Consider the following 13,569-nt stretch of genomic DNA (forward strand, 5'->3'; position numbering starts at 1 on the left):
CAATAGTGATTGGTATGATGTTTATGGAGAAGGTAAAGGTATTTGTGATTTATAATAAAAGAAATGCTCATGTTCATTTGAACAGAGCATTTTTTAATATTCTTTTTTGTTTAAAAGTTTTAAACTAATGTGATAAGAAATTATATTACAGATGAATGTGAATATAACAGTTGAAAGTGTTGTAATAGATAAATGATTTTCTATAAGTGAATCAATAATTGTTTCTAAATCAAAACCAATGAATTTTGTAAGAAAATAAATTAGAGCTACAAATAAGAAGATACCACCAAAAACAATGATCATTGCAAGTTGACTTCTTTGAGCTTCAAAGTAGACTCCTACAGGAGTTATGATCGCAATCACAAAATAAGAAAACATAAGTGTTAGTAGGCAACCTTGTAGAAAATCACTATTTAGAAAATGAAATGATTGTTGAATACGATAGTAACCTATACTTGAAATACAAATCGCAAAGAATAGAAAAAGTAATCCTAATAAAATACCTAATCTATATTTTTGTTTAAGATAATCTTCTTTTTTTATAGGCAAAGTAAATAAAGATGTAAAGCCATGATTGATACTATCATAACTAATTGTACTCATTAAAATGATACCTGGAAATACACTGAAATAACCTAAAACAAAGGTGGGTTTCTTATAGAAATAAGAAGAGCCAAAACCAAATAAAACAAGAATGAGAAAGAGTAATTTGCTTTCTTTGATATATGAAAAATCTTTAATAAATAGTCCTTTCATCTTATTCACCCCTTAACATCATAGAAAATAAAGTATCAAAATTATTCTTTTCAATAATAATTTCTGGATAGTTTTCTTGATAGAATTGTTTTTGATTCGTTAAAGCAGTATAACCATAATTTTCTTTTCTCGTCTTTATAAAGTAATTATGATCTACTTGATTAAATTGTTCTTCTGTTAATTTTAATAAACCATATTGATCTAATAAACAATCCGTTGTTTCATGGAATATAAACTTGCCATCATCAATCATATAAATATCATCACATAGACCTTCTAAATCAGAAGAAATATGAGAACTAATTAAAACTGAACGGTTTTCATCTTCCTCCATAAATTCTCGAATTAAGTCAATGATTTCTTCTCGAGCAAGAACATCTAAACCATTTGTTGGTTCGTCGAGAATAAGAAATGAGGCATGATGTGATAAGGCAATTAAAACATTGAGTTTTGCTTTCATACCGGTAGAGAATTCATTGATTTTTTTATCTAAAGGAAATTGATATTGTTTACATTTTTGTAGAAAGTAATCTAAATCAAAATCTTTATAGGTGTTATTTAAAAGATTTATTAAATCTTTTAATTTAAGATATTCACATAAAGAAATATTAGCTAGTGTACAACCAATTTTATTTTTATCAACATCTTTATAATCTTTATCTAAAAGTATAATATCACCAGAATCGATATGAATGAGATTTAAAATGGCTTTAAAAAGTGTAGTTTTTCCTGAACCATTTTTTCCTATTATTCCAGTAATGGAACCGGGTTGTATTTCTAATGAACAATCTAAATGAAAATGTGAATAAGTTTTTTGAATATGATTAACTTTTAACATATTACTCCTCCATTAATAGTTCTAGCATTTCTTTAATTTCTTCATAACTCACACCAGCTTGTTTTCCTTTTTGAATGGCTTTTTCTAAATAATCTTCTATCTCTTTTCGTACTTCTTCTAGAAGTGTTTCTTCATTAACAGCAAGAATAAAAGTTCCTTTACCATGAATCGTTTTAGTAAGACCTTCGTTTTCTAAAAAGTCATAGGCTTTTTTTACGGTAAGAGCACTGATTTGTAATTCTTTAGCAAGACTTCTTACAGAAGGTAAAGCATCATTTTCTTTTAAAGTGTGGTTATTGATTTGTTTCTTTATCTGATCGACAATTTGTTCATAAATTGGAATCATAGATGAGTGATTAATAATTATGCGCATATAGTTCCTCCTTCATCTATAAACAGTATATAACAGCATAAAACAGTTTGTCAACACTTCCCTTTTTTATCATTTGTTTTTATGTTAAGATGATAAAAACAAGGTGAAGTGTATGGAAAGAAAAGGAACAGGAAAATTAAGAGTTATTAATGATCAAAAAGTATTTGATTATTTTATAAATGAAAAAAGGGGAACTAAAAAGGAAATAGCACAAAAAACAAATGTTTCTATTATGACAATAGGAACTATCTTAAATGATTTTTTATCAAGAGGGATTATTGTGGAAAATGAACTTATTTATGTTGAAAAAGGACGCCCTACACATCAATATAAATTAAATCCAGGTTATTATCATAAGTGCATGATGTTTGTCAAAAAGGAATATGATTGTTGTTCTATTATTTATTGTTTAAAAAATGCTTTGGGTGAATTAATTGAATCTAAAGAAATAAAGAAAAAGGAATTAGTAGGGGAAGATATTGTTGAATGTTTAAATCAAATTATTGAAGAAGACAAATCTCTTCAATATATTTCTTTAGGATTACCAGCCATTATTTCAAATAATCAAGTTATTGAATCAGATATTGCTTCATTAAAAGGATTCCCTTTTGATAAGAAGATTCAAAAAGAAATTATTTTGATGAATGATATTAAATGTATTGCTTATGGATATAATCAAATACATCATCAAAATGTTTGTTTTCTTACTTTCCCAAAGGATTCGGGTCCAGGTTGTGGCATGATTTTAGATAATCAATTAATTGATGGAAATAATGGAATTGCTGGAGAAATTGCATATTTACCCTTATTTGATTTTTTAAAGAAAAGAGAATTTGATAATTCGCTTGAAAAGATTATTCAAGTGGTTGCGACCACAATTGTGATGTATAATCCTCATTTACTTATTTTAACAGGAGAAAATATAAAAGAAGATGATTTAGATGCTATTCAAAAAGGATGTTTAAATTATGTTCCTAACCATTTTATGCCTTCTTTAAAATATCAAGAGAATTGTGAAGATTATTATTTTCAAGGATTAGAAGGTCAAATTATTCAAAGAATTCAATTATAGAAGATAAAAATCTTCTTTTATATTGACTGTTTATTAAAAGACTTTTAATATATAAACAAAGGGGGATGAAAAATATGAAAAGAAGAATACTCAATAAAGAACTTGCAGCACTTGTAGCACAAATAAGACATGGAGAAATGATTTTTATTGCAGATGCAGGAAGTGGTACAAGTCCTAAAGCAATCTATCCACTAGATTCAAGTGTGCAATATATTGATTTAGAAGCAGTAACAGGATCACCAAGTTTTCATGATATTTTCACAACATTAAAAGAATGTGGTGATTTTGAAGGTGCTATTGTGACAGAAGATATGTTAGAATTAAATCAAAAGGATTATCAAACCGTTGAAAAATTATTTGGGAAAGAGAATATACATGTCATGCATTATATTCCTGAATATTATCAAATGAGAGATCGTTGTAAAGCGGTGGTACAAACGGGAGATTATGGTGTACATGCTCAAGCAATTTTAATTGCAGGATATCCAAGTGATGATATTCCTATGGAATGGTTAAAGGAAGGATTAAAACATGACTGAAAAAGAAAAGATGAAAGCTGGTTTATGGTATGATGCCAATAATGATCATGAACTCATAGATCAAAGACTTATATGCCAAGATTTATGTTTTGCATTAAATCAACTGAAACCAAGTGATGAAAAAAGAAATGAAGTAATTGAAAATATTTTGGGATATTTTCCAGATGATTTAGTTTTATTAAGTCCTTTTACAGCGGATTATGGAAAAAATATTAAGTTAGGAAAGAATGTTTTTGTGAACATTAATAACTATTTTATGGATGGAGCAACTATTGAAATAGGTGACAATGTTTTTATTGGTCCTTCATGTGGCTTTTATACAGCAAATCATCCTTTAGATTATACAAATAGAAATCAAGGATTAGAAAAAGCCTTACCAATCAAGATAGGAGATAATTGTTGGTTTGGAGCTAATGTTTCTGTGATGCCAGGAGTTACAATTGGTGCGGGGTGTGTGATTGCAGCGGGAGCAGTGGTGACCAAAGATATGCCAACAAATAGTTTAATTGCAGGTGTTCCAGCAAAAGTTATTAAAACAATTGAACAATAAAAATGACCTCCAATGGAGGTCATTACCTTTTATTTTAATAAACCTAATTCAATCATTTTTAATCCGATGTCTACAGAGTTATAAGCAGCACCTTTCATTAATTGGTCACCTGTAATCCATAAACTTAAAGCATTATCTTTATATAAATCTTTTCTTACACGTCCAACGTGAGTTAATTCATCACCGATAAAGCTTGTTGGCATTGGATAAACTTGATTAGCTAAATCATCGCATAAATCAATACCAGTACTATTTCCTAATAATTCAAAAACTTTATCCATATCGATTGGTTTTTTAGTTTCAATATAGATTGATTCACTATGTCCACGTAAAACAGGAACACGTACACAAGTTGCATTGACTTCAATATCTTTATTGAAGATTTTTTTAGTTTCATTTACCATTTTCATTTCTTCTTTACTATATCCATTTGATAAATCAAATTTATCTACTTGAGGAATACAGTTGAAAGCAATTGGAAAATGTTTTTTATCACCAGCACAAGGTAATGTTTTAGCAACAGGTTCTTTACCATCTAAAACTTCTTGGCTTTGACGATAAAGTTCTTCCATACCAGCAACACCAGCACCAGATACAGCTTGGTAAGTAGAAACAACGATTCTTTCAATATCAAATTCATCATTTAATCTTGTAAGAGCACTACACATCATAATTGTTGTACAGTTTGGACAAGAAATAATTCCATGATGGTCTTTTAAGGCTTCACCATTTACTTCAGGAACAACTAAAGGAACATTAGGATCCATTCTAAAATGTGAAGTATTATCAATATTGACACATCCAGCTTCTACGGCATATTTCATATATTTTTCTGAAATACTTCCACCAGCAGACCAGAAAGCAACTTCTACACCTTCAAAACTATTTTCAGTTAATTCTTCAACAACAAATTTATGTCCTTCAAATTCGATTTCTTTTCCAGCACTTCTTGCAGAAGCTAATAATTTAATACTTTCAAAAGGAAAGTTAAATTGGAAAACACATCTTAACATTTCACGACCAACGGCACCAGTAGCACCAACAATAGCAATTTTAAATTTTTTCATTTTTATAATCTCCTTATCCTCTTACTTTGAAAATAACAGCATTTTCATCATTTAATTTATTTTTTAAATCAGCTAATTCAATTTCTTCTGTTATATAAATATGATCATCTTTTTCACTATAGTATGTTTCATAAGGAATATCTACAGGTTTAGATGCTCTTACATAATAGCGTGAAGAAGAAATAGGGTAAACATGTTTACAATCTTCATAATCATGTGACCATCTTTCTACTTGGTGTGTTTTCATGATATCACTGACAACAGCTGAAGCAGTGACATAACGTCCAGCACCACGACCATAATAAATAATGTTATTAACATAATCGTTATCGATTTCAACAACGTTGTAAGAATCCATAACATTGGCTACAAGTTCATTTAGGTTTACAAGTGTTGCTGAAACATCAATTCCTAAACCATCTTTAACAGGTTTTGCTTGAGCAATCATTTTAAAACGATAACCTAATTTTTTAGCGTAATCCATATCTAATTTAGAGACATTACGGATACCACTAGCTTGAATTTGATCAAAGTCAACAAATTTTTGATAACCATTTTGTGCTAAAATACAAATTTTATGAGCAGCATCAATTCCATCTAAGTCTAAAGCTGGATTAGCTTCAACGTATCCTAAACCATCTGCAATTGATAATGCTTCATCAAAATCAAGATTTTCATTTTCCATTAAAGTTAAAATAAAGTTGGTTGTTCCATTTAAAATACCAACAATTTCTTTGGTATTATTTGCAATCAAACTTTCTTTTTGACTTGCTAGAACAGGAATACCTCCTCCTACAGAAGCTTCATAGAAAATATGTACATCATTTGCTTTAGCAGTTTGGAAAATTTCTTTTCCATAATGAGCTAATAAAGCTTTATTAGCTGTAACTACATGTTTTTTGTTATTTAATGCTTCTAAGATAATGTTTTTCGCAATTGTTGTTCCCCCAATAAGTTCAACAACGACATCAATTTCCTCATCATTAATAACATCATGATAATCTTTTGTATAAATAATTCCCTTAGGTAAGTCTACTTCTTCAAGACCACACCCGTATTTAACAACAATTTCTTGTTTCATTTCTTTTTCTAAACGTGTTTTTTCATTTGTAAGAATTTCAATGACCCCATATCCTACAGTACCAAGTCCAATAACACCTATTTTCATGATAGTCCCCCTTATAATAAAAAATAGACCAAATGGTCTATTGAAAACTTAACATAAACAAACCATTATTCTTGAGCTTTATTTTTTAAATGCATCAATAATAGTTTTAATGGTTATCATAGTTAAGCCTCACTTTCTTTACTTTTTTGATATAATAGCATGATTGTATACAGTAGTCAATTTTTTCTCATAGTTTCTTTCCTTATATTATATTAATAATAAAATCTTGGATTGTTGACTTTGTATACAATATTCAATATAATAAATTCAATTATTGGAGGATATAGCGATGAATAAGACATATGTAAGTACGCGTAATCATCAAGATCAAATCAATTTCTATCAAGCAATTGTACAAGGAATTGGTGATGATGGGGGATTGTTAGTTCCTAATTTTGATTTTCAAAAATTAGATTTAAATAAATTAGTTCAATTAAATTATGTGGATTTAGCAACAGAGGTGATTTCAACTTTTGTTCCTGAAGATGGTAAAGAACTTATCCATCAAGCATGTTTAAATGCATATGGAAAAGGTTTATTTCCAGAAATTGTTGTTCCTGTAAAAAAAGCAGGAGATGTTTATGTAGCTGAATTATTCCATGGACAAACCGCTGCTTTTAAAGATATGGCATTATCTTTATTACCACATTTAATGACTTTATCTTTAAAACAATTAAAAGAAGATCGTGAAGTCATGATTTTAGCAGCAACAAGTGGTGATACTGGTAAAGCTGCTTTAGAAGGATTTAAAGATGTTGAAGGAACATGTATTAAAGTATTTTATCCATTAGATGGAGTAAGTGCGATTCAACAACAACAAATGGTTTCTCAAGAAGGAAAAAATGTTAAAGTAGTTGGAATTCATGGTAACTTTGATGATGCTCAAAGTGCTGTAAAAGTAGCGTTTGGAGATAAAATGTTAAAAGAAGTAAGTGATCAACATCATGTTTTCTTATCTTCAGCTAACTCAATTAATGTAGGACGTTTGATTCCACAAATCGTTTATTATTTCCATAGTTATTTTGAACTTGTAAGAAATAAAGAAATTGAAATGGGAGATCAAGTAAACTTCTGTGTACCTAGTGGAAACTTTGGAAACTGTTTAGCAGGATGGTTTGCAAAAAATATGGGTCTTCCTGTTAATAAATTTATTGCCGCATCTAATAAGAATAATATTTTAACTGATTTCTTTACAACAGGTAAATATGATGCTAATAGGGAATTCTTTAAAACAAATGCACCAGCAATGGATATTTTAGTATCAAGTAACTTAGAAAGACTTGTATGGTATATGTCTGGAAAAGATGGTGATAAGGTTAAAGAATACATAGAAAAATTAAAAGCAGATGGTATTTATGAAGTTGATGATGAAACATTTGCACGTATTCAAGATCAATTTAAAGCAGGATATTTAAATGAAGAAGAAGTTTTAAAAACAATTAAAGATTGTTATGAAGATAATGGTTATGTTTTAGATACACATACAGCATGTGGTTATGGTGTATTAAAACAATATCAAAAGGAAACTGGAGATCAAACTAAAACAATCTTACTTTCAACAGCTTCACCATATAAATTCCCTGAATCTGTTTATAAAGCATTATTCAATGAAGAATTAAATGTTTATGATGCAATTGAAAAATTAAATGAAAAAACAGGTGTAGCAGTACCTAAACCATTAGTTGGAATTAAGGATAGAGAAGTGCTACATAAAACACATATTGATAAAACAGAAATTATTAATTTTATTAAATCAGAAATGGAAGGACTTTAAAGAATGAAAGTCAAAGTCAAAGTACCAGCAACAAGTGCCAATTTAGGACCAGGATTTGACGTTGCTGGATTAGCGTTAACTTTATATAATACCTTTACTTTTGAATTAAATGAAGGTGGATTAAATATTACAGGTTGTCCAACACAATTTTGTAATGAAGAAAACTTAACATATCAAGCTTTTAGCCAAGCAGCTCAAAGCTGTGGTTTAGATTTTAAAGGTGTCAATATTCATTGTGAAAGTCAAGTTCCTTATACAAGAGGTCTTGGAAGTAGTTCAACATGTATTGTCGCAGGAATCGTTGGAGCTTTTGCTTTTAAAGACAAAACAGATGATCGTCAAGAAATTCTTGAACTTGCGACAAAGATTGAAGGACATCCAGACAACGTTGCACCAGCTATTTTTGGTGGTTTAACAGTTTCAGTCATGGAAGAAGAACAAGTGCTTACATTAAATATTCCTGTAAAACATGAATACCGTTTTGTAGCTTTAATTCCACCATTTACTTTATCTACTGAAGAATCACGTAAAGTGTTACCACAAACATTAGGTCGTCAAGATGCCATCAAAAATGTTTCCCATTTAGCTCTTGTCGTTGCTTCTTTGATTAATGGTTATGATGATGGTTTAAAATTAGGATTTAAAGATCGTTTACATCAACCTTATCGTGGTAAGTTGATTCATAATTATGATGAAATTATGAATGTTTTAGAAAACGATGAAAATGTTTTAGGATGTTATTTATCAGGGGCAGGACCTACTTTAATGGCAGTTATTCGTGAAGAAGATAAAATGGGTGTTGTTCGTTTAAAAGAAGAACTTGGATCATTATTAAATGATTGGGAAGTTATTAAATTAGAATTAGATCATAAAGGTTATACTTGTGATTATGAATAAGGGATAAGGAGATTTTACTCCTTATCTTTCTTTTTTTCTTCAATAATGCTTAGATAATCAATACTTTTTTCTAAAAGTTTAGAAAGTAATTTCCAAGTATCGAGGGACATTTCTCTTTCGTTATTCTCATAGTGAGAGTATGTACGCGGAGATACATGGATCAATTTAGCTATGTCTTTTTGTTTTAAATCTTTATCCTCCCTGGTATTTTTTAAATTAATATAAATATATTTCTTCTTTTTAGTCATTTTTTACCTTTCTTTATTTCTCTACTAACACGCTATAATCATAGTATCAATAGAGTATGGAATGTTCTTATTTTCATTATATGGAAAGATTAATTAGAATTGTTGTAATGGAACAATTTGGTCTTTTTTTGATAAATTCATCATTTAGACATATTATTTGTTATAATGAAAAATACATGGAGGTATTAATATGGAAGGTATTACAGAAATTGATAAAACTAAATATATAGATGAGTGTAAAGAAATTGTAAGAAATGAAATACCAGAGGAATTATCTGATGAAATGCTTACAATTGTAACAAATGAAATTATGGATACGTGTCTTTTTATAGGTGGAGATTTTAAAAAAGAAAATATTATAGATATTACAAAACAATATGTCACAATGGGTGGTATTCGAAGAATCAAGAAAGCACATGAGGGTATTTAAAATGCAACATTATTGTGAAATTCCTACACCTAAAGGAACACTTAGAGGATTTTTTCATAAACCTAATCAAGACAAACATCCAGTTTGTTTGATTTTCCATGGTTTTACAGGACAAAAAACGGGAACAAAGTTTTCTTATGTACAATTATCACGTATGTTAGAAGCTAAAGGAATTGCTTCTTTTCGCTTTGATTTTTTAGGAAGTGGAGAAAGTGATGGGAATTTTGTGGATATGACTTTTCAAGATGAACTTTCTTGTGCCAGAGTGATTTTAGAAGAATGTTTAAAAATGGAAAATTGTACAGAAATCTATGTTTTAGGTCATTCAATGGGTGGCGCTATTGCTAGTGAACTTGCTAAGCTTTATCCAGATGTAATTAAAAAAATGGTTTTATGGGCGCCAGCTTTTAATTTACCAGATGCGCTTCATTATTTAACAGGACAAGTTGAAAGAGCGAAAACTTATGATCATGGTGGGTATGAAATATCAGATGATTTTGTAGAAGATATTTTAAAAAGAGATTTTTATCAAGAATTAGATACTTATCAAAATGATTTACTTGTGATTCATGGAACAAAAGATACAACAGTTCCTTATGAAATCAGTAACAAATACATGAAATTATTTCATAAAGGAACAAAGTTTGTTTCGATAGAAGATGGCAATCATAATTTTGATAAACTATCTGATATTAAACAAGTTTTAAAATTAACTTTAGAGTTTTTTGAATAATGTGTTTAGCACATTATTTTTTTATCAACAAATTCGTTGTAATATAATACTATACGTTATATAATATTATTGTAAAAAGAATAGGAGGGCAAATATGATATTTAATACAGGGGCTGCTTTGTTAGACGCCATTGTTTTAAGTGTTGTCGCTAAAAAAGAAGAGGGAACGTATGGTTATAAAATTACCCAAGATGTGAGAAAAGGAATCGATGTTTCAGAATCGACACTCTATCCTGTCCTTAGAAGATTACAAAAAGATGATTGTTTAGAGACATATGATAAACAAATTGATGGTAGAAATCGAAGATATTATAGAATTACAGATAATGGAAAGAATAAATTAGAGATGTATAGAAATGAATGGATAAGTTATACAGAAAAAATTAATTCATTATTAAAAGGAGGGGATAATAATGAATAAGGAACAATTTTTAGATGAATTGGAAAAATTATTACAAGATATAGATTCAATAGAAAGAGATGAAGCACTTAATTATTATCGTGATTACTTTGAAGATGCAGGAAGTGAACATGAACAAGAAGTTATAGATGAATTAGGAACACCTGAAAAAGTTGCACAAACAATTAAAGAGGGACTTGATATAAATGAGCAAGAAAATGAAGAAGTAATTCATCATTATAATGAAAGAAATACACGTATATTAAGAGGAATCATTGTTGTTTTATTAGTTTTACTTATTTTACCAACAATTGGTGGTGTTGGTGGTTTAGTAGTAGCAGCGTTTGGTTTATTTCTTTCAATTGTATGTATCGGTATATTTGGTACATTTGGATTGTTATGTGCTTTAGTTGCTTTAGTTGTTGTTGCTATTAAAATGTTTATGGATGGTTTAATTGCTGGTGGTCTTATTTGTTTAGGTGTTGGTTTATTATTATTTTCTTTAAGTTATTTAACTTCTTTAATGACAGTCAGTATTTTTAAATATTTACCACAAGCATTTAGAGCACTCATTGATTTAGGTAAAGATATTTATAATAAGGTGGTGGGTTAATATGAAAATTTATAAATGTATTGCACTTGTAACATTAATTCTTGGTCTTGCTTTATGCGTTGGTGGTGTTTTGATGAATGGCTTAGATCAATTACCTGATGAAGCACAAAAAGTAACGAATTATGTTAAATTTAAATCTTTTGGTAAAGCAAAAGATGTTAATTTGGAATTAGGTGTTGATGCTCATTGTAACCTTGATTTAGAATTATCAGCATTAAATGGTAAAATCGTTTATTATGATGGAAATACAATTAAAGTAGAAGGAAGTCATGTTAATAAAGATTATGATTTTAAATATAATGGACAAGTTGCAGATATTTCTTTTACGGGTGTAACTCATAAAAAAGAAACAAGCAAACTTACTTTATATATTCCAAGAAATATTCAATTTAATCACATTGATTTAGATATTGATGCCTCAAAGGTTACAATTGAAGATTTACAATGCAATCAATTAGAAATGGAAAGTGATACAAGTAAAGTAACAATCAAACATTTACTTGTTAAAGAAAATGCGGATATTTCTAATGATATGGGTGATTTAGAAATTTCTAATTTAGATACGTATAACTTAGATTTAGAAAATGATATGGGAAATGTATCTTTAGTGATGGCAGATACAAGAGATCAATATAAAGTGACAAAAGATGGTAGTATGAGTTCTGTTCATGTAAGTGATGCAAGTCAAGTTATAGGAAATAAAAATATTGATATCGATACAGATATGGGAAATGTAACAATTCATTTTAAGGGGGAATAATAATGAATAAAAAGTTATATCGTTCAACTAAAGATAAGGTATTAGCAGGGGTATGCGGAGGACTTGGAGAATATTTTGATGTAGATCCAACACTTGTAAGACTTGCTTGTGGTTTGCTTTGTTTATATGCAGGAACAGGACTTCTTGCCTATGTTGTTGCAGCGTGTATTATACCTGTAGATCCAAGATAGTTTTAGAATAAAAAATATTCGATTTTGTCGCATTATTTTATTGACATTGATATTGTGATTTCATATAATTAAAAAGGTTTCATAGGCAAAAACCTTTTAAAGTCCCCGGTAAGGATAAACAAAGGAGAAAAGAAAAAGATGAGACAAACAACAATGGCAAATGCTGCCACAATCGAAAGAAAATGGTATGTAGTTGACGCAGCTGGACAAACATTAGGTCGTTTAGCTTCAGAAGTTGCTACAGTGTTAAGAGGGAAAAATAAACCTACTTACACACCACATGTTGATACTGGTGATTATGTAATCATTATCAATGCTGACAAAGTAGTTATGACAGGTAAAAAATTAGAAAACACTAAATATTACCGTCACTCAGGATGGTTAGGTGGTCTTAAAGTTAAGACAGCTAAACAATTCTTAGAACAAAATCCAACAGGATTTGTTGAAGCAGCAGTTAAAGGTATGTTACCACATAACACTTTAGGTAGAAAACAAGGAATGAAATTATTTGTTTATGCTGGTGATAAACATCCTCATGCAGCACAAAATCCAGTAGAAATGAAAGTGAAAGGGTAAGGTGAAAGATAATGGCAAACGTACAATATAGAGGAACAGGTAGAAGAAAATCTTCTGTAGCACGTGTTATCTTAACACCAGGTACAGGAAACTTCGTTATTAATGGAAAAGAAGCTAGAGAATATTTAGCATCAGACGTATTAAACATGATCGTTAATCAACCATTAGAATTAACAAACACTAAAGACAAATTTGATGTAACTGTTAATGTTTATGGTGGAGGGTACTCAGGACAAGCTGGTGCAATCCGTCATGGTGTTGCTAGAGCTTTATTACAAGCTGGTGACGATTACAGACCAACATTAAAAGCTGCAGGATTCTTAACTCGTGATTCACGTGTTAAAGAACGTAAAAAATATGGTCTTAAAAAAGCACGTCGTGCTCCACAATTCTCAAAACGTTAATTTATACGTTTATTCAGAGAAATTCAAAAAGCTCAAATCGATATTTCGATTTGGGTTTTTTTGTAAAATGGAAATGAGTGCAATGGTTATTGTGTTTTGAAATGAACTTGCATATTAAAATATGTAATGCTATAATTTGATTGCAAGTTAGAAAGCATTGCATCAAAACGAAAAGGTAAG

19 protein-coding genes are annotated in these 13,569 nt (G+C 29.4%); 13 read left to right on the forward strand and 6 right to left on the reverse strand.

Annotated features, from left to right (window positions below; translation table 11 throughout):
* Positions 1-93: 93 nt before the first annotated feature.
* From LJD32_RS12935 to LJD32_RS12945, 3 genes are read right to left on the reverse strand one after another with little or no spacing between them, the layout of a single operon-like run.
* Positions 94-756, reverse strand: a complete 663-nt coding sequence (locus LJD32_RS12935; protein WP_227392586.1) for an ABC-2 transporter permease — start codon at positions 754-756, stop codon at positions 94-96.
* 1 nt (position 757) lies between these two features.
* Positions 758-1,594, reverse strand: coding sequence for an ABC transporter ATP-binding protein (locus LJD32_RS12940; protein WP_227392587.1), 837 nt, complete (start codon positions 1,592-1,594; stop codon positions 758-760).
* A gap of 1 nt (position 1,595) precedes the next feature.
* On the reverse strand, positions 1,596-1,967 hold the full coding sequence (locus LJD32_RS12945; RefSeq protein WP_227392588.1) for a GntR family transcriptional regulator: 372 nt from the start codon (positions 1,965-1,967) through the stop codon (positions 1,596-1,598).
* A gap of 112 nt (positions 1,968-2,079) precedes the next feature.
* Between LJD32_RS12945 and LJD32_RS12950 the strand changes: the two genes are divergently transcribed.
* From LJD32_RS12950 to LJD32_RS12960, 3 genes are all read left to right on the forward strand, one after another.
* Entirely contained in the window at positions 2,080-3,039 is a 960-nt protein-coding gene (locus tag LJD32_RS12950) for an ROK family protein (protein ID WP_227392589.1), read from the forward strand.
* Between the two features lie 74 nt (positions 3,040-3,113).
* On the forward strand, positions 3,114-3,578 hold the full coding sequence (locus LJD32_RS12955) for an RbsD/FucU domain-containing protein (RefSeq protein ID WP_175301500.1): 465 nt from the start codon (positions 3,114-3,116) through the stop codon (positions 3,576-3,578).
* Entirely contained in the window at positions 3,571-4,128 is a 558-nt protein-coding gene (locus tag LJD32_RS12960) for a sugar O-acetyltransferase (RefSeq protein ID WP_227392590.1), read from the forward strand. Before LJD32_RS12955 ends, LJD32_RS12960 begins: the two co-directional genes overlap by 8 nt.
* Positions 4,129-4,157: 29 nt before the next feature.
* On the opposite strand, the gene LJD32_RS12965 is transcribed toward LJD32_RS12960, so the two are convergent.
* Positions 4,158-5,195: an aspartate-semialdehyde dehydrogenase gene (locus tag LJD32_RS12965; protein ID WP_032090825.1), complete on the reverse strand. Its 1,038-nt coding sequence runs from the start codon at positions 5,193-5,195 to the stop codon at positions 4,158-4,160.
* 13 nt (positions 5,196-5,208) lie between these two features.
* Complete coding sequence (locus LJD32_RS12970; protein WP_032090824.1) at positions 5,209-6,363, reverse strand: homoserine dehydrogenase; 1,155 nt, start codon at positions 6,361-6,363, stop codon at positions 5,209-5,211.
* Between the two features lie 289 nt (positions 6,364-6,652).
* Between LJD32_RS12970 and thrC the strand changes: the two genes are divergently transcribed.
* On the forward strand, positions 6,653-8,137 hold the full coding sequence (gene thrC / locus LJD32_RS12975) for a threonine synthase (RefSeq protein ID WP_227392591.1): 1,485 nt from the start codon (positions 6,653-6,655) through the stop codon (positions 8,135-8,137).
* Between the two features lie 3 nt (positions 8,138-8,140).
* Positions 8,141-9,034, forward strand: a complete 894-nt coding sequence (gene thrB, locus LJD32_RS12980; protein ID WP_147580897.1) for a homoserine kinase — start codon at positions 8,141-8,143, stop codon at positions 9,032-9,034.
* Between the two features lie 14 nt (positions 9,035-9,048).
* Here thrB and LJD32_RS12985 read toward each other — a convergent pair whose 3' ends face one another.
* On the reverse strand, positions 9,049-9,282 hold the full coding sequence (locus LJD32_RS12985) for a helix-turn-helix domain-containing protein (protein WP_022002683.1): 234 nt from the start codon (positions 9,280-9,282) through the stop codon (positions 9,049-9,051).
* Positions 9,283-9,472: 190 nt separating this feature from the next.
* Here LJD32_RS12985 and LJD32_RS12990 point away from each other — a divergent pair, with 190 nt between their 5' ends.
* From LJD32_RS12990 to rpsI, 8 genes are all read left to right on the forward strand, one after another.
* Entirely contained in the window at positions 9,473-9,712 is a 240-nt protein-coding gene (locus LJD32_RS12990; protein WP_032090821.1) for a hypothetical protein, read from the forward strand.
* 1 nt (position 9,713) lies between these two features.
* A complete protein-coding gene (locus LJD32_RS12995; protein WP_032090820.1) occupies positions 9,714-10,445 on the forward strand; it encodes an alpha/beta hydrolase family protein in 732 nt (243 codons plus the stop codon).
* Positions 10,446-10,539: 94 nt separating this feature from the next.
* Complete coding sequence (locus tag LJD32_RS13000; protein WP_022002680.1) at positions 10,540-10,866, forward strand: PadR family transcriptional regulator; 327 nt, start codon at positions 10,540-10,542, stop codon at positions 10,864-10,866.
* Positions 10,859-11,458, forward strand: coding sequence for a DUF1700 domain-containing protein (locus LJD32_RS13005; protein WP_022002679.1), 600 nt, complete (start codon positions 10,859-10,861; stop codon positions 11,456-11,458). The genes LJD32_RS13000 and LJD32_RS13005 overlap by 8 nt, the downstream gene beginning before the upstream one ends.
* A gap of 1 nt (position 11,459) precedes the next feature.
* Positions 11,460-12,218, forward strand: coding sequence for a DUF4097 family beta strand repeat-containing protein (locus LJD32_RS13010; RefSeq protein WP_175301505.1), 759 nt, complete (start codon positions 11,460-11,462; stop codon positions 12,216-12,218).
* A gap of 2 nt (positions 12,219-12,220) precedes the next feature.
* Positions 12,221-12,409 (forward strand): PspC domain-containing protein, encoded by a 189-nt coding sequence (locus tag LJD32_RS13015; protein ID WP_022002677.1) that lies wholly within the window; start codon positions 12,221-12,223, stop codon positions 12,407-12,409.
* 138 nt (positions 12,410-12,547) lie between these two features.
* Positions 12,548-12,985 (forward strand): 50S ribosomal protein L13, encoded by a 438-nt coding sequence (gene rplM, locus LJD32_RS13020; protein WP_022002676.1) that lies wholly within the window; start codon positions 12,548-12,550, stop codon positions 12,983-12,985.
* Between the two features lie 11 nt (positions 12,986-12,996).
* On the forward strand, positions 12,997-13,389 hold the full coding sequence (rpsI, locus tag LJD32_RS13025) for a 30S ribosomal protein S9 (RefSeq protein WP_022002675.1): 393 nt from the start codon (positions 12,997-12,999) through the stop codon (positions 13,387-13,389).
* Positions 13,390-13,569: the final 180 nt, after the last annotated feature.

Source organism: Faecalibacillus sp. TM498 (genome assembly GCF_020589955.1).
In the GTDB taxonomy this organism is placed as follows: Bacteria; Bacillota_I; Bacilli_A; order Erysipelotrichales; family Coprobacillaceae; genus Faecalibacillus; species Faecalibacillus intestinalis.